Genomic DNA, 17205 nt, shown 5'->3' with positions numbered 1-17205 from the left:
GACCGGCGCCGCCCCGCCCTTGGAGGCCGTCGGCGAAGGAGGCGCCCGGTCAGCCGCGGTAGGTGAGGCCGTAGCCGAACGGGAACAGCGGCTTCTTGCCGTCGCCGACGTTGATCGGTTCCTGGTCGCCGTCGCGCGGCCAGGTCACCGGGAGCCGGCCGGCGGGACGGGCGTCGCCGAACAGGACGTCGGCGACGCCCTCGCCCTCGGTGCCGGGCAGCCAGGACGCGACGAGGGCGTTCCAGCCGCCGAGGCGGGAGGCGACGTCCAGCGGACGGCCCGAGACCAGCACGACGGCGACGGGCACGCCCGACGCCCGCAGCCGGTCGATGGTCTTCAGATCCTCGTCGTCGAGGGCGAGGCCGTCAGGGCGGTCGCCGTGGTACTCGGCGTACGGCTTCTCCCCGACGACGGCGACGGCGGCGTCATACGACTTGTCGACGCCCTTGCCGTCCCGGTCGTAGGCGACCTTGGAGCTCTTGCCTGCGGCCTGCCTGATGCCCTGCAGGATCGTCGTGCCGGGGGTGGTCCTGCCCGGCGAGCCCTGCCAGGTGACCGTCCAGCCGCCGGACTGCATGCCGATGTCGTCGGCGCCGCGCCCGGCCACGAAGACTCTTCCGCCGCGGCGCAGCGGCAGGACGCCGTCGTTCTTCAGCAGCACCTGCGACTCGGCGACCGCCCGGCGAGCGAGGGCGCGGTGCGCGGCGTTCCCGACCGTCCGCAGGCCGCTCCGGTCGGCGAGCGGCCGCTCGAACAGCCCGAGCTGCACCTTCTTGGTCAGGATGCGACGGTTCGCGTCGTCGATCCGCGCCATCGGGACGGTCCCGTCCTTCACCTCGGCGCGCAGGTCGGCGATGAACTCCTTCCATTTCCGCGGCACCATCACCATGTCGATTCCGGCGTTGATCGCCTGGGCGACCTCCTCCTTGGTCATGTCCGGCTTCCCGCCGATCCGGCCGACGCCCTCGTAGTCGGACACGACGAAGCCCGTGAACCCGAGTTCGCCCTTCAGCACATCGGTGATCAGGTGCCGGTTCGCGTGCATCTTCACGCCGTTCCACGAGCTGTAGGAGACCATCACCGAGCCGACCCCGCGCCGGACGGCCTCCTGGAACGGCGGCAGGTGCACCGCCCGCAACTCCTCCTCGGAGATCTTCGTGTCGCCGCGGTCGCGTCCGCCCTCGGTGCCGCCGTCCCCCACGAAATGCTTCGCCGTCGCCAGGACGGAGGACGGCCCGCCCAGCTTTCCGCCCTGGAGGCCGTCGATGAGGGTCGTCATGGCGGACGGCAGTTCCGGGACCTCGCCGAACGACTCGTAGGTCCGGCCCCACCGGTCGTCGCGGGCCACGCAAACGCACGGGGCGAAATCCCAATCGACGCCGGTGGCGGTCATCTCCTCAGCGGTCGCGGCGCCGATATCGCGGACGAGCGCCGGATCGCGGGTCGCGCCCAGGCCGATGTTGTGCGGGAAAATGGTCGCGCCGACCACGTTGTTGTCGCCGTGCACCGCGTCCACCCCGTACATCATCGGGATGCGCAACGGCGCGGACAGCGCGCCCTTCTGGAACGCGTCGTACATGTCCGCCCAGCCCGCGGGCGTGTTCGGCGTCGGCGCCGAGCCCCCGGCCGACAGAATCGACCCGATCCGGTACCTTCCGGCCTCGGCCGGGGTGACGTAGCGGCGTTCCGCCTGCGTCATCTGGCCGAGCTTGTCGTCCAGGCTCATCCGCGAGAGCAGGTCGTCCACGCGGGCGGCGACGGGCACCGCGGGGTCGAGGTAGGGGACGGCGGACGCGCCGGCCGGCGTCCCGGCGCCGCCGGCGCCGAGCGCGAGCACGGCGGGCGGGCCGAGGACGAGGAACGCCGGCAGGCCGAGGGCGAGCAGCCGGAACCGGGCCGCCTTCGCGGAGAAGCTGTGCATGAGGAGGTTTTTTCCGGCGGCGGCCAATTCCGGCGCAAGCGGACGCCAGCGGCCGGCAATATCTGCCGGCCACCGGCGCAACAATCACCGCATTTTCCTACAAAAGGGCGACCGCCCGGGATCGAACCGAGGACCTCCAGGACCACAACCTGGCGTGCAGACCACCACACCACGGACGCCGTGTCTCCGGCAAGAATCGAACTTGCGACCTCCGGGTCCGCAACCCGGCGCGCTCTCCTCTGCGCCACGGAGACTCGAGTTTTCAGTTGTCGTGCGTACCGGGCGCGGGAATCGAACCCACCTGATGCGGCTTATGAGACCGCCGGATGCACCAGCATCCCTGCCCGGCTCGGCGGAGGGTGCGAGATTCGAACTCGCGCAGGGTGACCCCCGACCACGGCTTAGCGGGCCGCTGCCTTTCCGCTCGGCCAACCCTCCGGGAAAAGCTCTCGGAAAACAAAAAGACCGCCCGTTCTGCTCGGGCGGTCGGCGTCAGGACGCTATGGTCACGTCCTGCTGCGGCTCCCGAGGCCGGAGTGGCTGCTGCGGTGCATTCGGTGATGGCGCATCTTTCCCTCTCCTTCCGGCCTCGTTCCGTTCGACGCCCATATTGCCGAACCGGTTCCGCCGCCGCAACGCATTTATTCGGGACGGCCCGCCGCGCGGCGGGCCGTCCCGATCCCCTACTCGTCGAAATCGGTGCTGCGGGTCAGGGGCTCCCAGGCCGCGAACTCCTTCCGCAGGCCGTCGAGGCTGGCGGCGACCGCCTCCGCGGCGTCGCTGCCGAGCGGCAGCCGCAGCGGCGTGTCGTCGGCGTCCAGCGCGGTCAGGATGGCCGCCGCGGCCTTCGCCGGGTCGCCGGGCTGCTTGCCGTCGCTGTCCGGCAGACCGGTGCGCACCCGGCCGACGGTGTCGGCGTACTCCGGCATCTCGGCGGCCATCTGCAGCGCGCCGCCGCCGGCGAAGGACGTCCGGAACGCGCCCGGCTCCACGATCATCACCTTGATGCCGAACGGCGCGACCTCCCCGGCGAGCGCCTCCGACAGGCCCTCCAGCGCGAACTTGGTCGCCGAGTAGCCGCCGACGCCGGGGAACGACAGCCGGCCGCCCTGGCTCGTCATCTGCACGATCGCCCCCGACTTCCGGGCGCGCATGTGCGGCAGCACCGCCCGCGTCAGCGCGGCGGGGCCGAAGAAGTGCAGGTCCATCAGGTCGCGCAGCTCGCGGTCGGTGGTCTCCTCCACCGCGCCGACCAGGCCGCGCCCGGCGTTGTTCACCAGGACGTCGATCCGGCCGTGCCACAGCAGCACGTCGGCGACCACGTCCGCGATGCCCGGCTGGTCGGTGACGTCCAGCGCGACCGCGTTGACGCGGCCGGGGTACCGCTCGGCCAGGTCGGCGAGCGCCTGCGGGCGGCGCGCCGCCGCGACCACCGTGTCACCCGCCGCGAGCGCCGCCTCCGCGATCGCCCGCCCGAAGCCCGAGGTCGCCCCGGTGATCAGCCAGACCCGTCCGTCCGTGTTCACAGTCTCGTTCGTCATGCCCCGTTTATCGCAGCCGCCCGCGTCCGGCGTCCAAGACAGAGATCAACATGTCCGATAAAGAACCTTTATCATCGCAGCATGGAGCTGCGGCAGCTGCGGTACCTGGTCGCGATCGCGGACGCCGGCAACCTCGGCCGGGCCGCCGAGTCGCTGTTCGTCAGCCAGCCGGCGCTCTCCTACGCGCTGCGGCGGCTGGAGTCCGAACTCGGCGTCCGGCTGTTCGACCGGCACGCGGGCGGCGTCACCGCCACCGCCGCCGGTCTCGAGATCGTCGCCGAGGCCCGCCGGACCGTCCGCCAGGCCGAGCGGGTCACGGCGGCGGCGGAACGGCACCGGCGCGGCCAGACCGGGGTGCTGCGCGTCGGGTTCGAGGCGAGCGGCGCCGGGGAGCTGACCACGCGGGCGCGCGCCGAGTTCGCCCGCGCCCACCCCGGCGTCCGGGTCGAGCCCAAGCGGTTCGACTGGGGCGGCGAGGCGGACGCGCTGCGTTCCGCCGAGGTCGACGTGGCGTTCGTGTGGCTGCCGGCCGACCTGACCGGCCTGCACGCCGAGGTCGTGCACACCGAGCCGCGGATCGTCGGGCTGCCGGCCGGCCACCCGCTCGCCGGCCGCGAGGCCGTCGGCATCCTCGACGTCAAGGACGAGCCGCTCCTGTGGACGGAACGGGCGCCGCGCGAGTGGGTGGACTGGTGGGCGGTCAACCCGCGCCCGGACGGGTCCGAGCCGCGCTGGGGGCCGACCAACGACAACGTCGAGGAGATGCTCGAACAGGTCGCCGAGGGCACCGCGATCTGCTTCGCGCCGTCCAGCATGGCCCGCTACTACACGCGGCCCGGCCTGGTGTGGGTGCCACTCACCGGCGTCGAGCCGCTGCGCGTCGCCCTCGCCTGGGCCGACGGCGCGGACGGCGCGCTGGTCAGCTCGTTCGCGGCGGTCGTCCGGGGCCTGGTCAGCGGGTGACGGGCGGGCCCAGGGTCGCGTGCAGGGCGCGCAGCGCCCGGTAGACCCGGACCTTCACCACGTCGACCGGCACGCCCAGCAGGGCGGCGGCCTCGTTGACCGAGCGCTCGCGGAAGACCGTCTCGGTGAGGATCTCGCGGTGCGCCGGCGGCAGTGCCTGGAAGGCCCTGGCGACCGCCGCGTCGGGCGTCCGCTCCCCCGGACCGCCGGGGGCGAACGAACCGGTGTGCTTGCCCATTCGCAGTGCCACGCAACGAACTTCGCACCGGACCGCCCCCCCAGGCACCCCCCTTATGCCGTCTTTAAGGAAGAGCTAACGGTGGAGTGAGGGGCGGGGGTCTTGGTGGGGTGTGGCGGGGGCTTCCAGGGGGGTGGGCTCGTTCAGCGAGCGGGCGAGTAGCCACGCTACGGCCGGGAGGGCGATGAGCGGGAGCAGCGCGACGCGCGGGGACGCGGCGTCGGCGAGCGCGCCCACGGCGGGGCTGACGACGCCGCCGGCGCTGACGGCCAGGCCGAGCGTGACGCCGCTGGCGGTGCCGACGCGGCGCGGCAGGTAGTCCTGGCCGAGCGTCACCTGGAGCGAGAACGGGGTGTACAGCGCGATCGCGGTCAGCGCGACGAACGCGTAGATCGTGTACGAGGGGGCGAGCGCGACGCCCGCGACCGACGGGACCGCCAGCACGTAGGCGGCGCGCAGCGACCGCACGCGCCCCCACCGCGCGGCGAGGCGGCCGCCGAGGACCGTCCCGACCGCGCCCCCGGCGAACAGGACGAACAGCGCGACCGCACCCGCGTCGGCGCCGCCGCCGGTGCGCTGCCGAGCGACGACGGCGAGCAGGGTGCCGAGGCCGAAGAAGACGATCGAGCGGCACAGCGCGACCAGGGCCAGCCGGACGAACATCGGCCAGTCGTCGCGGCCGTGAACCGGGCCCCTCCTGTCCGCGGCGCCGGACGTGGCGCGGCGCATCGCGGTGAGGCTGAGCACCGTCCCGAGGACGGCCGGGACCGCCAGCCACGGTGTGGCGTGCAGGCCGCCCGCCGCGAGGACGGGCGTGACCAGCAGCGGGGACGCGGCGAACCCGAGGTTGCCGCCGAGCGAGAACCAGCTCATCCCGGCGTGGTCGCCGCCCGTCACCGCCCGCGCGATCCGCGCCGACTCGGGGTGGTAGGCGGCGACGCCGAGCCCGGACAGCGCGATCGCCGCCCAGGTCAAGGGGTAGGCGTCGGACACGCCCGACAGCGCGACGCCGAGCCCCGCCGCGCCCGTCGCGGCGGGGACGAGCCACGGCATCGCCCACCGGTCGGTGAGCATCCCGAACGCGGGCTGGACGACCGAGGACAGCAGCGTGGCGGCCAGCACGATGCCGGACGCGGCGACGTAGCTGTAGTGCCGGCCGGTGACGAGGAACGGGACGATCGCGGGCACGGCGCCCTGGTAGACGTCCACGCAGGCGTGTCCGGCCGACAGCAGCACGACGGGGGCTCGGCGGTTCATACCGGCCAGCCTCGTCCCGGCCGTCCGTGTCGCGCTTCCGATATTTCGCCACATCATGTCGGTGAACCGCCATGTCGGTGGGCGTGCGTACCCTGAACCGATGAGCCGCCACACCCCGCGCGCCGACACGGGCCTGCGGCCGCTGCCGCCCGGCGGCGAGATCGACGCGCACCGGCACGACGACCACCAGCTCGCCTACGCGGGCTCCGGCGTGCTGTCGGCCACCACCGACGCCGGGATCTGGCTGGCCTCCCCGGCGCGGGCGCTGTGGATCCCGGCCGGGACCGTCCACCAGTACCGCGCGTTCGGCGGCGCCGACCTGCGGCTCGTCGGCGTCCCGGCGGCCCGCGACCCGCTCGGCCTCGCCCGCCCGGCCGTCCTCGGGGTGGACGCGCTGCTCCGCGAGCTCATCGTGGCCTGCACGGACGTCCCCGCCGACGACCGGGACGGCGCCGAATGGGTGCGGCTGCGGAACGTCCTGCTCGACCGCGTCGCCCGCGCGCCCCGGTACGCCGACTACGTTCCGTCCGCGCGGGACCCGCGGCTCGCGACGGTGTGCCGGATGCTGTGCGACGACCCCGCCGACGACCGCACGCTCGCGGAGCTGGGCGCGCGCGCAGGAGCCGGCGAGCGCACCCTCACCCGGCTGTTCCGCGCCGAGCTCGGCATGACGTTCCCGCAGTGGCGGGCGCAGTTGCGCCTGCACCACGCCATGGTGCTGCTCGCCGAGGGCCTGCCGGTGACGACCGTCGCGCACCGGTCCGGCTGGGCGTCGGCGAGCGCGTTCATCGACGCGTTCCGCCGCACGTTCGGCCACACGCCCGGCACGCACCGCGCCCGCGTGGACGGACGCCTCCTGCTGCACTGAGCCCGGCTGCCGCAAGGACGCCCCGCGTTCGCCGCGCCAGCGCCTAGGATGAAGGCCGGGGAGGTGGTGGACGTGGGCAAGCACACCAAGCCGGCGACCCGCGCCTGCCCCGGCTGCGAAGGCACCGGGACGAGCACCGCCACCGGCGAGACGTGCAACGTGTGCCGCGGGACGGGCCGGATATGACGTTCCCGCCCGGCGGCTGCCGCTACGAGGTCCACTACACGCTGGGCCGCCGCGGCGCGGGCTTGGAGGCGTTCCCCGACGAGTTCGAGCTCGGCCGGTGGTTCACCGCGATGACCGCCGAGGGGATGTTCGTCCCCGAGGGCTTCGCCGTCCCCGACGAGGACGGCCGCAACGGCTTCCAGATCCTCTGCGTCTCCGGGACCGGCCGCGTTCCCATCAGCTACTTCCATCCGCGCCTCGTCCGGGGCCGCATCGAGGGCGCCCGCGACGCCGCCGTCCGCGACGCCGCCCGCGACGCCGTCCCGAATCCCTGACCGGTCCCCCGCGGCACCGGGGCCGGATGCCGCAGGGCGGTCCCCGCCAGCACGGCGAGGCAGCAGAACGTGCCGGCGAGGACCCCGTATCCGGCCGCCGACATCACGACCGTGGACAGCAGGCCGGACGCGGCGGCGATCGTCCACACGGCGGCGTCCACCGTGCCCTCGATGTCGGCCCGCTCGGACGCGGGCAGCTCGCGGGCCAGCTGCCCGCTGCCGCCGACGAAGCACAGGTTCCAGGCGTAGCCGAGCAGGAACAGCGCCGCGGTGCGCGTCCACGCGCCGCCTCCGGTCGCCGCGAGCCCTGTCGAGCCGGCCAGCGCCGCCACCCCGGCGATCATCACCGGCCGCGCCCCGCAGCGGTCGACCAGCCGTCCCGTCACCGGGGACAGCGCGAACATCCCCAGCGTGTGCGCCGACAGCGTCATCCCCACCATGCCGAGGCCGTCCCCGTCCATCCGCATCGCCAGCGGCGCCGCCGTCATCACCGCGACCATGACGACCTGCGCGGTGACCATCACCACCAGCGCCGGCCGCGTCACCGGTCCCCGGAGCAGGCTCCGCACCGAGACCCCGGGCCCGGGGGCCGGAGGGTCGGCGCCCGGGGCCGCACCAGCGGTGGCGGTCGCGGCAGCGGCGGCGGCGGTGGTCAGGAACGCCAGCAGGAAGGGTCCCACCAGCGGCGGCAGGCCCAGTGCGCGGGCCACCCCGCCGGACGGGTCGAGCAGCAGCGGACCGCCGACGGCGCCGACGGCCGCGGCCCACACGACCAGGCCGATCGCGGAGCCCCGCCGGCCGGCTGGGTACAGGTCGGCGGCGGCGTAGCGGGAGAGCTGCGCGCCGGCGTTGCCGAGGCCGAGCATCAGCATGCCGGCGCAGAGGGCGACCAGGTCACCGCGTGCGACGCCGGCGGCTGCCAGGCAGGAGCCGGCCGCGGCGGCGAGGTAGCCGCCGGCCGGCCCCCGGCGCCGGCCCAGGCGGCGCGCCGACCGGGTCAGCGCGAGCGCGCCGGCGCCCGTCCCGACGATCCCGGCGGTGGCGGGGACCCCGCCCCAGCCGGCGCCCAGCCGGTCGGCGGCGGCGAGCGTGCCCGCCGCGCTCGCCATCGACATGGCCGCGTTCATGAGGGCGGTCCCCGCGCACAGCGCCGCCATCGGACGCACCCGTGAGGCGCGCCCGTCCAGGGTCGGATTCATGCCCTTGACGCTAGAAAGGTCCGGCGGCGCGATGAAGGGACGATCTATGGCGTTCGCGGGGTCTCGCTTCTAGGTTGGAAGCACCTTCCGGGAAGGAACCTTGCGAATGGATCGGGAGCTCGATCGGACGGACTGGCGCATCATCGCCGAACTCCAGCGGGACGGGCGGCTGTCGTTCAACCGGCTCGCGGCGCGCGTCAACCTGTCGGCGCCGGCGGTGGCCGAGCGGGTCCGGCGGCTGGAGGAGTCCGGGGTGATCACCGGCTACCAGGCGCGGATCGACCCGGCCCGGGTCGGGCAGCCGCTGACCGCGTTCGTGCAGATGCGCTGCGCCCTCGGCCGCTGCCTGCTGAAGACGACCGCCGCCGAGGACCTGCCCGAGGTCACCGAGGTCCACAAGCTCAGCGGGAACTGGTGCTCGATGCTCAAGGTGCGGGTCGCGTCCCTGCCGCATCTCGAGGGGCTCCTCGAACGGCTCGGCGAGCACGGCGAGATGAACTCCCACATCGTCCTGTCCACCGCGTACGAGGCCCGCGCCGTCGAACCGCCCGCCCTCGGGACCCGCACGGTGACCCCCTCGCAGGGCTGGACCCGCTGACCTGAGCGGGCCCCCCGGCCAGCCTCAGCGGTGGGGCGCCGGCGACGGGGCCCTGTGCTCCGCGCGGCCGAGGGTGATGGTGCCGCCGCGTTCGACGTGGCGGAGCCGGGCGGCCATGCCGCGCCGGCCGACCTCCTTGTCGAAGTCCGAGAGCGGCGACTTCATCACCGTGTAGTCGTCGTAGTGGACCGGGACGGCGGTGGCGCAGCCGCTGGTCTCCAGCCATTGCGCGCCCTGCCGACCGTCCATGGTGACGGTGAGCAGGCCGAGCAGCCGGGTGCCGCCGAGGTGCACGACGCCCGCGTCGATGTCGGGGTAGCGGCGGCCGATCTCGGCGATCTCGTCGTACATCAGCGTGTCGCCGCTGATGTACAGCCGGAAGCGCGGTTCGCCGCCGACCGGGCCGAACTCCAGCAGGGAGCCCATGACGGGCGGCAGGACGTGGCGGAGCAGGCCGGGCGCGTGCCGGCCCGGCAGCGCAGTGATCCGGATCCGGTGGTCGCCCTTGGCGATCTCCTCGGTCTGCCAGGTGCGCAGCCCCGCGGCCTCGCCGAACCCGCGGTCGCGCAGCGCGCGTGCGGCGGCGCCGGTGGTGAGGATCGGCAGCCGGCGGTCCAGGTGCCGCTCCGCGACCGGGTCCCAGTGGTCGCCGTGCAGGTGGGAGAGGACGACGCCGTCGAGCTCGGGCAGCTCGTCCACGCTGATCGCCGGGTCCTTCACCCGCTTGCTGCTGAGGCCGTGGCCGAGGTCGGCGCGCTCGCCCCGGCGCAGGAAGTTCGGGTCGGTCAGCAGCGTGACGCCGCCGTACCGGATGATCGTCGTCGCGTTCCCGACGAAGGTCAGCGCGGCCGTGTCTTCAGGCATCGTTCCCCCTCTCCGCTTCCGGTCGATGGCCCCTACCCCGGGCGCGCCGGCCCATGCGGCGGCCGAGGGCCAGGGAACCGGGGGGCCTCCGACCAGTTCCGGGATCGCGGGAGGCATGGTTGAATTCTCGAATATGTGGCCCTCGTCACAAAGATCACTCCCGTGGCGGCGGAGCTATCAGCCGGGGGTCCCCTCCGAGGTCGGGATCCCGGACGTCCCCGTCACGCGGCTGCTCGACGACGCCGCGGAGCGGCACCCGCGGCGGACCGCGCTGGTCTTCTTCGGCCGGCGGATCGACTACCGCGAGCTGCGGGACGCCGCGGACCGGTTCGCCGACGGGCTGCACCGGCTCGGCGTGCAGCCGGGCGACCGGGTGGCGCTGATCCTGCCGAACTGCCCGCAGCTGGTGATCGCCTTCTTCGGGGTGCTGCGGCGGGGGGCGATCGCCGTCCAGCACAACCCGCTGTACACCGAGGAGGAGATGCTGCACCAGCTCGCGGACTGCGACGCCCGCGTCGCCGTGGTCCTGGATCGTTCCTACGCGACGGTGCGGGCGGTGCGCGGCGGGCTGCGGCTGGAGCACATCGTCGTCACGTCGCTGGTCGACTACCTGCCGCCGGTCCGGCGCGCCCTGCTGCGGCTCCCGCTGGTGCAGGCGCAGCGGCGCCGCGCGGCCATCACCGCGGACGTGCCGGACGATGCCGGGGTCGTCCCGTTCCGTGAGCTGCAGAAGGCCCCGCAGCGGCAGGTGCGGCAGCTTCCGGTGGACCCGTCGCGGGACCTGGCGGCGATCCAGTACACGGGCGGGACGGAGGGCCGGCCCAAGGGCGCCATGCTCACGCACCGGAACCTCATTGCCAACGCCTGCCAGCAGCACGCCTGGGACACGGGCGGGCAGGAGGGCCAGGACGTCACGCTCGGGGTCCTGCCGCTGTTCCATTCGTTCGGCCTGATGAGCTGCCTCATCGCGCCCGCGATGACGGCGGGCGCGGTGGTGCTCCTGCCGCGCTTCGACAGCGACCGGGTGCTGCGCGCGATCCGCAAGTACCGTCCGACGGTCTTCCCCGGCGTGCCAACGCTGTACGAGCAGGTGCTGGACAGCCCGCGGTTCCGCGCGTCGGACCTGCGGTCGCTGCGCGTGTACATCTGCGGCGCGATGGCGCTCGGGCAGCGGACCATCGACCGCTTCGAGGAGCTGGGGGCGCGCGGGCTGATCCAGTGCTACGGGCTCACGGAGGCGTCCCCGGCGGTCACGGGCAACCCGCTGGGCGGCGGCGCCCGGAACCTGACGGTCGGGCTGCCGCTGCCGATGACCGACGCCGTCATCGTGGACGTCGAGGAGCCGACGCGGGACCTGCCGCCCGGCGAGCCCGGCGAGCTGGTCGTGCGCGGCCCGCAGGTGTTCGCGGGCTACTGGAACGCGCCGCTCGCCACCGCGCAGACCCTGTCGAAGGGATGGCTCCGGACGGGTGACATCGCGGTGATGGACGAGGACGGTTTCATCACCATCCTGGAACGCCAGCGGGACATGATCAAGGTGAGCGGCTTCAGCGTCTTCCCGTCCGAGGTGGAGAAGGTCCTGCGGCGCCATCCCGCCGTCCACGACTGCGCGGTGGTCGGCGGGCCGGACGCGCGGCGCGGCGAACGCGTCATCGCCCACGTGGTGGAGCATCCCGCCTACCCGTTCTCGGCGGACGAGCTGCGGCGGCATTGCGAGCGCTACCTGTCGCACTACAAGGTGCCCGCCGAGTTCCGGCCGCGCACCGACCTGCCCCGCAACGTCCTGGGGAAGGTCGTCCGGCGCAAGCTGCGCGACGAGTCGGTGAACTCCCCCGCGTAGGCGGCGCCCGCCGGGTGGTTGACTGGTCCCGTGGAGACCGAGACCGCCCCGCCGGAGCTCTTCGACCGGCTCGTCGAGATCGGGCGCGACTCGTCCCGCGTCGCCGCGCGCGCTTCGGACGCGCCCCTCGAACCGGAGACGCTGTATGACCGTCACGGCGTCCTGGTGGTGCGGCTGGACGACGTCGTGGTGAAGGCGCATCAGCCCGGTCGCGAGTACGGGGAGCCGTTCCTTCAACGCATCAAGGTGGCGGCCTCCCTACCGGACCTCCTGCTGGGGCCGCTCGGATCGCCATCGAACGTGGACGGCCGTACGGTGACGCTCTCCCTGTACGGAGAACCGGTGGATCCGCATGAGGAGCTTCCCTGGGAGGACGCCGGGCGGCTTCTGGCCTCGCTCCATGCCACGCCCATGCCGACGGACGCACCGCCCTGGGGACGCCCCACGCGCGTGGCCACGCAGGTAGCGCGGCTGGGTGACGGCCCAGCCGAAGACGAGGTGCGGCGCGCGTTCACCACGCTGCCCGCCTGGATCCGCGGTGAAGGGGCGGGGGAAGCCCGCCCCGAACGCGCGGAGTGCCTCATCCACGGCGACTGGCACCTCGGCCAGATGGTGCGCGCGCGGGACGGGCGCTGGCGGCTGATCGACATCGAGGACCTCGGCAAGGGCGACCCCGCATGGGACCTGGCCCGTCCGGCCGCGCTGTACCTGTCGGGCGTCCTGCACCCCGACGAATGGCTGAGCTTCCTCGACGCCTACGTCGCGGCCGGCGGGCCCGCCGTCCCCGATGGCGACGATCCCTGGGCGACCTTGGACATTCCCGCACGAACTCTGGCGATCCAGATCGCGGCCACATGCGTCATATCCGCGAGGAGGGACGATCGGCCACTCGACGGACCGGAGCAGGCGATGGTCGACGCCTGCGGCAGAATCTCCGCGGCGGGGAACGCGGCATGACCGCCCGCATGACCCGCCCGCCCGGCGGCGCGCATGACGGCGCGCATGACGTGGCGCGGAACCTGCCCTACATTTAGCCTCTACCTGGGGATCCATAGCGGAAGGATGACAAGGCGATGCACTGCCCTAAGTGTCATGGATTGATGCGGACTTACAACCGCAGCGGCGTCCACATCGAACAGTGTGACAACTGCCGTGGCATCTTCCTCGACTACGGCGAGCTCGAGGCCCTCGGCCAGATGGAGTCCCGCTACCGCGCCGCGCCGCCCACGCCCGGCTGGGGCGCCCCCGCGCCCTCCGTGCACCACCATCACCACGGCCACCATGCGCCGCACCATGGCGGCGTCTTCCACATGCTCTTCTCGACCTGACGGCCCGCGGCCCGCCCCCTGGGAGGCGGGCCGCAGTCATATCCGGGCCGTCGCACGCCGTCCGCAGCCACGCCGTCCGCAGCGGCTCAGAGGCGCGGGTCGACCGGTTCGGACTCCAGCGCCAGGACGGCGAAGACGGCCTGATGGACGCGCCAGAGCGGCTCCCCTCCGGCGAGCCGGTCGAGGGCCTCGATCCCCAGGGCGTGCTCGCGCATCGCCAGGGAGCGCTTGCGGCCGAGCGACCTGCCGCGGAGCCGGTCGAGGTTGTCCGGCTCGGTGTAGTCCGGCCCGTAGATGATCCGCAGGTACTCGCGGCCCCGGCACTTCACGCCCGGCTGGATCTTCGCGTCCTCCGGGAGGGGCCCGAGCGGCTTGACGACCATGCCCTCCCCGCCCGATGCGGTGAGCTTCTCCCACCATTCGGTCACGGCGGCCTCGGACTCCGGTGAGGCGAGGTCCACGGTCACCGACTCCGTCCGCTGGAGGAGCCCGGTGGGGTCGGCCTCCGCGAGCGCGGCGGCCACGCTCATGTGCCAGTCGTGGTCGCGTGCGACGGCGAGCGAGCGGCCTTCCGCGGCGAGCACCTGGAACGGCGCCAGCCGGACGCCCTTGAGCCCGTCGACGGGCCAGCAGTAGCGCGCGTAGGCGTCGCGGAAGCGCGCCGCGTTGGCCTTGCGCCGGTCGATGTGCTCAAGGAGCCCGCCGACGTCGAGGCCGCGCTCGTGTGCGCGCGCGAGGACGTCGGACGCCATCGGCAGTGCCGCACGGGCCGCCGCGCCGGTCGCGGCGTACTGGGTGCGGATGAGGTCCATGGCCTTGGCCGACCACGGCAGCAGCTCGCAGTCCAGCACGACCCATCCGGTGTCCAGCTCGTCCCACAGCCCGGCGGCGCCGATCGCGGAGCGGACGCGGTCGAGCACCTCCTCGGTGGCGGACGCGTCGCGGAAGAAGGACCGCCCCGTGCGGGTGTAGAGCGCGCCGGTCGTCCCGTCGTCCACACCGAACCGGGCCTGCGCCACGGACGCGTCGCGGCAGACGACCGCCACGGCGCGCGAGCCCATGTGCTTCTCCTCGCAGATCGCCCGCACCAGGCCCTTGTCCCGGTAGGCGGCGAGCGCCTCGGCCGGGTGCTCCAGATGGGCGGGCAGGGGCGAGGTGGCCGCGGGCGCCATCGTGGGCGGCAGGTAGACGAGCCATCGCGGATCGACCGCGAACCGGCTCATCACCTCCAGCGCGGCCAGCGCGTTCTCCTCGCGGACGGTGACGCGTCCCATCATCCGGGTCTCGACGCCCTGGTTGCCGAGGACGTCGTCGATCTTCAGGACGTCGCTCTCGCGGTGCCCGCCCGGCGCGGCGGCCGACGCCGGTCCCAGCGGGCGCGCCGGCTCGTACCAGACCTGGTGCGCGGGGACGGAGACCAGTTCGCGCTCCGGGTAGCGCAGCGCGGTCAGCTTGCCGCCGAACACCGCGCCGGTGTCCAGGCAGATGGTGTTGTTGATCCATTCGGCGTCCGGGACGGGAGTGTGCCCGTACACCACCATCGCCTTGCCGCGGTAGTCGCGCGCCCACGGGTACCGGACGGGCAGCCCGTACTCGTCGGTCTCGCCCGTGGTGTCGCCGTACAGCGCGAACGAGCGGACACGGCCCGACGCGCGCCCGTGGTAGTCCTCCTTGAGCCCGGCGTGGGCGACGACAAGACGGCCTCCGTCGAGGACGTAGTGGCTGATGAGCCCGTCCATGAAGCGCAGCGCGCCGTCGCGGAACTCCTCGGGCTCGGCGCCGAACTGCTCCATCGACTCGGCGAGCCCGTGCGACAGCCGCACCTGGCGGCCCCGCAGGGCCCGGACCAGTTTCGCCTCATGGTTTCCGGACACGCACAGCGCGTTCCCGGCCTCCACCATCCCCTTGACGAGCCGGACCACGCCCGGCGAGTCCGGGCCGCGGTCGACCAGGTCCCCGACGAAGACGGCGGTGCGCCCGCCCGGGTGGTTCGCGTCCACGGCCAGGCCCTGCGCGTCCCGCTCGATCCCGTAGCCGAGGTCGCCGAGCAGCTCCTCCAGTTCGGCGCGGCATCCGTGCACGTCGCCGACGATGTCGAAGGGGCCGGTCAGCTCCCGCCTGTCGTTCCACGCCTTCTCGCGGACGATCGTCGCCGCGTCGATCTCCTCGGGCCCGGACAGCACGTAGGAGCGCCGGAACTCGCGGCTCAGCGTCCGCAGCCCGCGGCTCAGCTCGCGCCGCTGGCGCGGGATGACGTGCGGGGGCATGTCCCGGTCGGGTCGGACGGCGTTCCGTTCGGCAGCGAGCCGCTCAGGGACGTCCAGGACGATCGCCACCGACAGCACGTCGTGCTCCTTGGCGAGCCGCAGCAGCGACTGGCGCGCCTTGCTCTGCACGTTGGTCGCGTCCACGACGGTGAGCAGCCCGCGGCGCAGCCGCTTGCCCACGATGTAGTGCAGCAGGTCGAACGCGTCGCCGGTGGCGGACTGGTCGTTCTCGTCGTCGGACACCATGGCGCGGCAGTGGTCGGACGACACCACCTGCGTCGGCTCGAAGTGCTTGCGCGCGAAATGCGACTTGCCGGACCCGGTCACGCCGACCAGCACGACGAGGCCCATCTCCGGCACCCGGATCTCGGTCATCGGGTGAACACTCCCATCTGCGTCGGCGCGCCGACCTCGGGGTCGTCGTCGCCGACCGGCACGTGGCGGACGCGGTAGCCGTAGGCGGCGGCGACGCGGTCCGTCCATGCGCGGAACTCCGCGCGGGTCCATTCGAAACGGTGGTCGGGGTGGCGCATGGCGCCGGGCGCCAGCCCCTCGTAGCGGACGTTGTGCTCGGCGTTGGGCGTCGTCACGACGACGACGCGGGGCGCCGCGTGGCCGAACACGACCTGCTCCATGGCGCCGAGGCGCGGCGGGTCGATGTGCTCGACGACCTCCATCAGCACGGCCGCCTCGTAACCGCGGAAGCGTTCGTCCGTGTAGGTGAGGGCGCTCTGGAAGACGTCCTGCACGCGCTTGTTGGGGCGGTGCTGCGGCTTGTCCAGCCGCAGGCGGCGTACCGCTCCCTCCAGCGCGCGATAGGAGACGTCCGTACCGGAGATCTCGCTGAAGAAGTCGTCTCGGACGAGGCGCGCCAGGAGCTTTCCCGATCCGCAGCCCAGGTCGATGACGCGGCCTGCGTCCTCTTCGTGCAGCGCCTGCACGACCGCCTGGATCCGCCGCTCCGCAAGGGTGACCGGGGCCTCTTCGTCCGCCGGCGTGCCGTCGTCCGCGCGCGCGGGCTCCTCCTCCACCTCCACCGGGTCGAGCGCGTCCTCGGGTGCGTCCTCGGCGTCGGCCAGGCGTCCGAGCGCGGCCCGCACCAGCGCACGCCTGTTCGCGAGATAGCGGCGGGTGATGGCCGCTCTGTCCGGATGGGTCGCGAGCCACCCCTCCCCCGCCCGGATGAGCTTGTCGACCTCGTCCGGCGCCATCCAGTAGTGCTTGGCGTCGTCCAGTACGGGCAGCAGCACGTAGAGCTGGTTGAGCGCGTCGGCGAGGCGCATCCGGCCGGTGAGCGTCAGCGTGACGTACCGGGAGTCGCCCCATTCGGGGAACTGCGGATCGAGCGGCACGGGCTCGGCGGTCACGTCCCAGCCCAGCGGCGCGAAGAACCGCTCGGCCTGGCCCGGGCCGCCGCGGCACGGCAGCGCCGGCAGCACGATCTCGAGCGGGATCGCGGTCTCCGCCAGCTCCGGCCGCAGGTCGCACCGGCCGCGCATGGCGGTGCGGAAGACGCCAGCCATCGCGGACGCCAGCAGGGAGGACGCCGCGTACGGACGGTCGTTCACGTACTGGCCGAGCGAGAAGTCAGGCGTGCCCCTGCCTCGTGTGCGCACGAGCTTGACGGGGTCGACGTCCAGCAGCAGCGCCGCCGTGCAACGCGTGTCGTCCGCGTCGGGGTAGAAGACGTGCGCGGTGCCGAAGGACTGCCCGAAGCTCTGGGCCCGCCCGGGGTGCTTGTGCAGGAGGAAGCCCAGATCGGTCGCCTGGTCCAGGGTCGTACTGATCGTCAGAAGCACGCCACGAGTCTGGCGGAACCGG

15 protein-coding genes and 4 tRNA genes are annotated in these 17205 nt (G+C 73.5%); 7 read left to right on the top strand and 12 right to left on the bottom strand.

Annotated features, from left to right (window positions below):
* Positions 1-49: 49 nt before the first annotated feature.
* The 6 genes from ACA514_RS03080 to ACA514_RS03055 all read right to left on the bottom strand — a co-directional run bounded on the left by ACA514_RS03080 (position 50) and on the right by ACA514_RS03055 (position 3462).
* Positions 50-1921 (bottom strand): glycoside hydrolase family 3 protein, encoded by a 1872-nt coding sequence (locus tag ACA514_RS03080; protein WP_375039427.1) that lies wholly within the window; start codon positions 1919-1921, stop codon positions 50-52.
* A 105-nt stretch (positions 1922-2026) separates the two neighbouring features.
* Positions 2027-2101, bottom strand: a tRNA-His gene (locus ACA514_RS03075).
* Position 2102: 1 nt separating this feature from the next.
* Positions 2103-2175, bottom strand: a tRNA-Arg gene (locus ACA514_RS03070).
* Positions 2176-2197: 22 nt separating this feature from the next.
* Positions 2198-2270: transfer RNA gene (locus tag ACA514_RS03065), tRNA-Met, on the bottom strand.
* 4 nt (positions 2271-2274) lie between these two features.
* Positions 2275-2359: transfer RNA gene (locus ACA514_RS03060), tRNA-Ser, on the bottom strand.
* A 245-nt stretch (positions 2360-2604) separates the two neighbouring features.
* Positions 2605-3462 carry an oxidoreductase gene (locus ACA514_RS03055; protein ID WP_375039426.1) on the bottom strand — a complete coding sequence of 286 codons (858 nt, stop codon included), beginning with the start codon at positions 3460-3462 and terminating at the stop codon, positions 2605-2607.
* Positions 3463-3543: 81 nt separating this feature from the next.
* On the opposite strand from ACA514_RS03055, the gene ACA514_RS03050 reads away from it, so the two are divergent.
* On the top strand, positions 3544-4425 hold the full coding sequence (locus ACA514_RS03050; protein ID WP_375039425.1) for a LysR family transcriptional regulator: 882 nt from the start codon (positions 3544-3546) through the stop codon (positions 4423-4425).
* Here the strand turns inward: ACA514_RS03050 and ACA514_RS03045 are convergent.
* Positions 4415-4675, bottom strand: coding sequence for a sigma factor-like helix-turn-helix DNA-binding protein (locus ACA514_RS03045; RefSeq protein WP_375039424.1), 261 nt, complete (start codon positions 4673-4675; stop codon positions 4415-4417). The genes ACA514_RS03050 and ACA514_RS03045 overlap by 11 nt on opposite strands.
* A 63-nt stretch (positions 4676-4738) precedes the next feature.
* On the bottom strand, positions 4739-5920 hold the full coding sequence (locus ACA514_RS03040; RefSeq protein WP_375039423.1) for an MFS transporter: 1182 nt from the start codon (positions 5918-5920) through the stop codon (positions 4739-4741).
* Positions 5921-6020: 100 nt separating this feature from the next.
* Here ACA514_RS03040 and ACA514_RS03035 point away from each other — a divergent pair, with 100 nt between their 5' ends.
* Together ACA514_RS03035 and ACA514_RS03030 are read left to right on the top strand one after the other, a co-directional pair.
* Entirely contained in the window at positions 6021-6788 is a 768-nt protein-coding gene (locus tag ACA514_RS03035; RefSeq protein WP_375039422.1) for a helix-turn-helix transcriptional regulator, read from the top strand.
* Between the two features lie 182 nt (positions 6789-6970).
* Positions 6971-7288 carry a hypothetical protein gene (locus ACA514_RS03030; protein ID WP_375039421.1) on the top strand — a complete coding sequence of 106 codons (318 nt, stop codon included), beginning with the start codon at positions 6971-6973 and terminating at the stop codon, positions 7286-7288.
* Here ACA514_RS03030 and ACA514_RS03025 read toward each other — a convergent pair.
* On the bottom strand, positions 7195-8487 hold the full coding sequence (locus tag ACA514_RS03025) for an MFS transporter (protein ID WP_375039420.1): 1293 nt from the start codon (positions 8485-8487) through the stop codon (positions 7195-7197). The genes ACA514_RS03030 and ACA514_RS03025 overlap by 94 nt on opposite strands.
* 106 nt (positions 8488-8593) lie before the next feature.
* Here ACA514_RS03025 and ACA514_RS03020 point away from each other — a divergent pair, with 106 nt between their 5' ends.
* The gene (locus tag ACA514_RS03020) at positions 8594-9085 is read left to right on the top strand and encodes an Lrp/AsnC family transcriptional regulator (RefSeq protein ID WP_375039419.1); all 492 of its coding nucleotides are present in this window, start codon (positions 8594-8596) and stop codon (positions 9083-9085) included.
* 24 nt (positions 9086-9109) lie between these two features.
* On the opposite strand, the gene ACA514_RS03015 is transcribed toward ACA514_RS03020, so the two are convergent.
* Complete coding sequence (locus ACA514_RS03015; protein ID WP_375039418.1) at positions 9110-9949, bottom strand: MBL fold metallo-hydrolase; 840 nt, start codon at positions 9947-9949, stop codon at positions 9110-9112.
* A 133-nt stretch (positions 9950-10082) separates the two neighbouring features.
* Between ACA514_RS03015 and ACA514_RS03010 the strand changes: the two genes are divergently transcribed.
* The 3 genes from ACA514_RS03010 (at position 10083) to ACA514_RS03000 (ending at position 13117) form a co-directional block, all read left to right on the top strand.
* Positions 10083-11789: an AMP-binding protein gene (locus tag ACA514_RS03010; RefSeq protein WP_375039417.1), complete on the top strand. Its 1707-nt coding sequence runs from the start codon at positions 10083-10085 to the stop codon at positions 11787-11789.
* Positions 11790-11819: 30 nt separating this feature from the next.
* On the top strand, positions 11820-12746 hold the full coding sequence (locus ACA514_RS03005) for a phosphotransferase family protein (RefSeq protein WP_375039416.1): 927 nt from the start codon (positions 11820-11822) through the stop codon (positions 12744-12746).
* A gap of 116 nt (positions 12747-12862) precedes the next feature.
* Positions 12863-13117 carry a zf-TFIIB domain-containing protein gene (locus tag ACA514_RS03000; RefSeq protein WP_375039415.1) on the top strand — a complete coding sequence of 85 codons (255 nt, stop codon included), beginning with the start codon at positions 12863-12865 and terminating at the stop codon, positions 13115-13117.
* A gap of 86 nt (positions 13118-13203) precedes the next feature.
* Here ACA514_RS03000 and ACA514_RS02995 read toward each other — a convergent pair whose 3' ends face one another.
* The gene (locus ACA514_RS02995) at positions 13204-15759 is read right to left on the bottom strand and encodes a polynucleotide kinase-phosphatase (RefSeq protein WP_375039414.1); all 2556 of its coding nucleotides are present in this window, start codon (positions 15757-15759) and stop codon (positions 13204-13206) included.
* Positions 15756-17183 (bottom strand): 3' terminal RNA ribose 2'-O-methyltransferase Hen1, encoded by a 1428-nt coding sequence (locus ACA514_RS02990; RefSeq protein ID WP_375039413.1) that lies wholly within the window; start codon positions 17181-17183, stop codon positions 15756-15758. Before ACA514_RS02990 ends, ACA514_RS02995 begins: the two co-directional genes overlap by 4 nt.
* Between the last annotated feature and the right edge of the window lie 22 nt (positions 17184-17205).

The sequence above is a fragment of the Actinomadura sp. NTSP31 genome (assembly GCF_041951385.1).
Classification (GTDB): Bacteria; Actinomycetota; Actinomycetes; order Streptosporangiales; family Streptosporangiaceae; genus Spirillospora; species Spirillospora napierensis.
This window is presented reverse-complemented; position numbering and strand designations above follow the sequence as displayed.

Excerpts from the sequence above, each read along its gene's own strand:
- ACA514_RS03080 (WP_375039427.1), bottom strand. The coding sequence starts at position 1,921 with ATGCACAGCTTCTCCGCGAAGGCGGCCCGGTTCCGGCTGCTCGCCCTC.
- ACA514_RS03055 (WP_375039426.1), bottom strand. The coding sequence starts at position 3,462 with ATGACGAACGAGACTGTGAACACGGACGGACGGGTCTGGCTGATCACC.
- ACA514_RS03050 (WP_375039425.1), top strand. The coding sequence starts at position 3,544 with ATGGAGCTGCGGCAGCTGCGGTACCTGGTCGCGATCGCGGACGCCGGC.
- ACA514_RS03040 (WP_375039423.1), bottom strand. The coding sequence starts at position 5,920 with ATGAACCGCCGAGCCCCCGTCGTGCTGCTGTCGGCCGGACACGCCTGC.
- ACA514_RS03035 (WP_375039422.1), top strand. The coding sequence starts at position 6,021 with ATGAGCCGCCACACCCCGCGCGCCGACACGGGCCTGCGGCCGCTGCCG.
- ACA514_RS03030 (WP_375039421.1), top strand. The coding sequence starts at position 6,971 with ATGACGTTCCCGCCCGGCGGCTGCCGCTACGAGGTCCACTACACGCTG.
- ACA514_RS03025 (WP_375039420.1), bottom strand. The coding sequence starts at position 8,487 with ATGAATCCGACCCTGGACGGGCGCGCCTCACGGGTGCGTCCGATGGCG.
- ACA514_RS03020 (WP_375039419.1), top strand. The coding sequence starts at position 8,594 with ATGGATCGGGAGCTCGATCGGACGGACTGGCGCATCATCGCCGAACTC.
- ACA514_RS03015 (WP_375039418.1), bottom strand. The coding sequence starts at position 9,949 with ATGCCTGAAGACACGGCCGCGCTGACCTTCGTCGGGAACGCGACGACG.
- ACA514_RS03010 (WP_375039417.1), top strand. The coding sequence starts at position 10,083 with ATGTGGCCCTCGTCACAAAGATCACTCCCGTGGCGGCGGAGCTATCAG.
- ACA514_RS03000 (WP_375039415.1), top strand. The coding sequence starts at position 12,863 with ATGCACTGCCCTAAGTGTCATGGATTGATGCGGACTTACAACCGCAGC.
- ACA514_RS02995 (WP_375039414.1), bottom strand. The coding sequence starts at position 15,759 with ATGACCGAGATCCGGGTGCCGGAGATGGGCCTCGTCGTGCTGGTCGGC.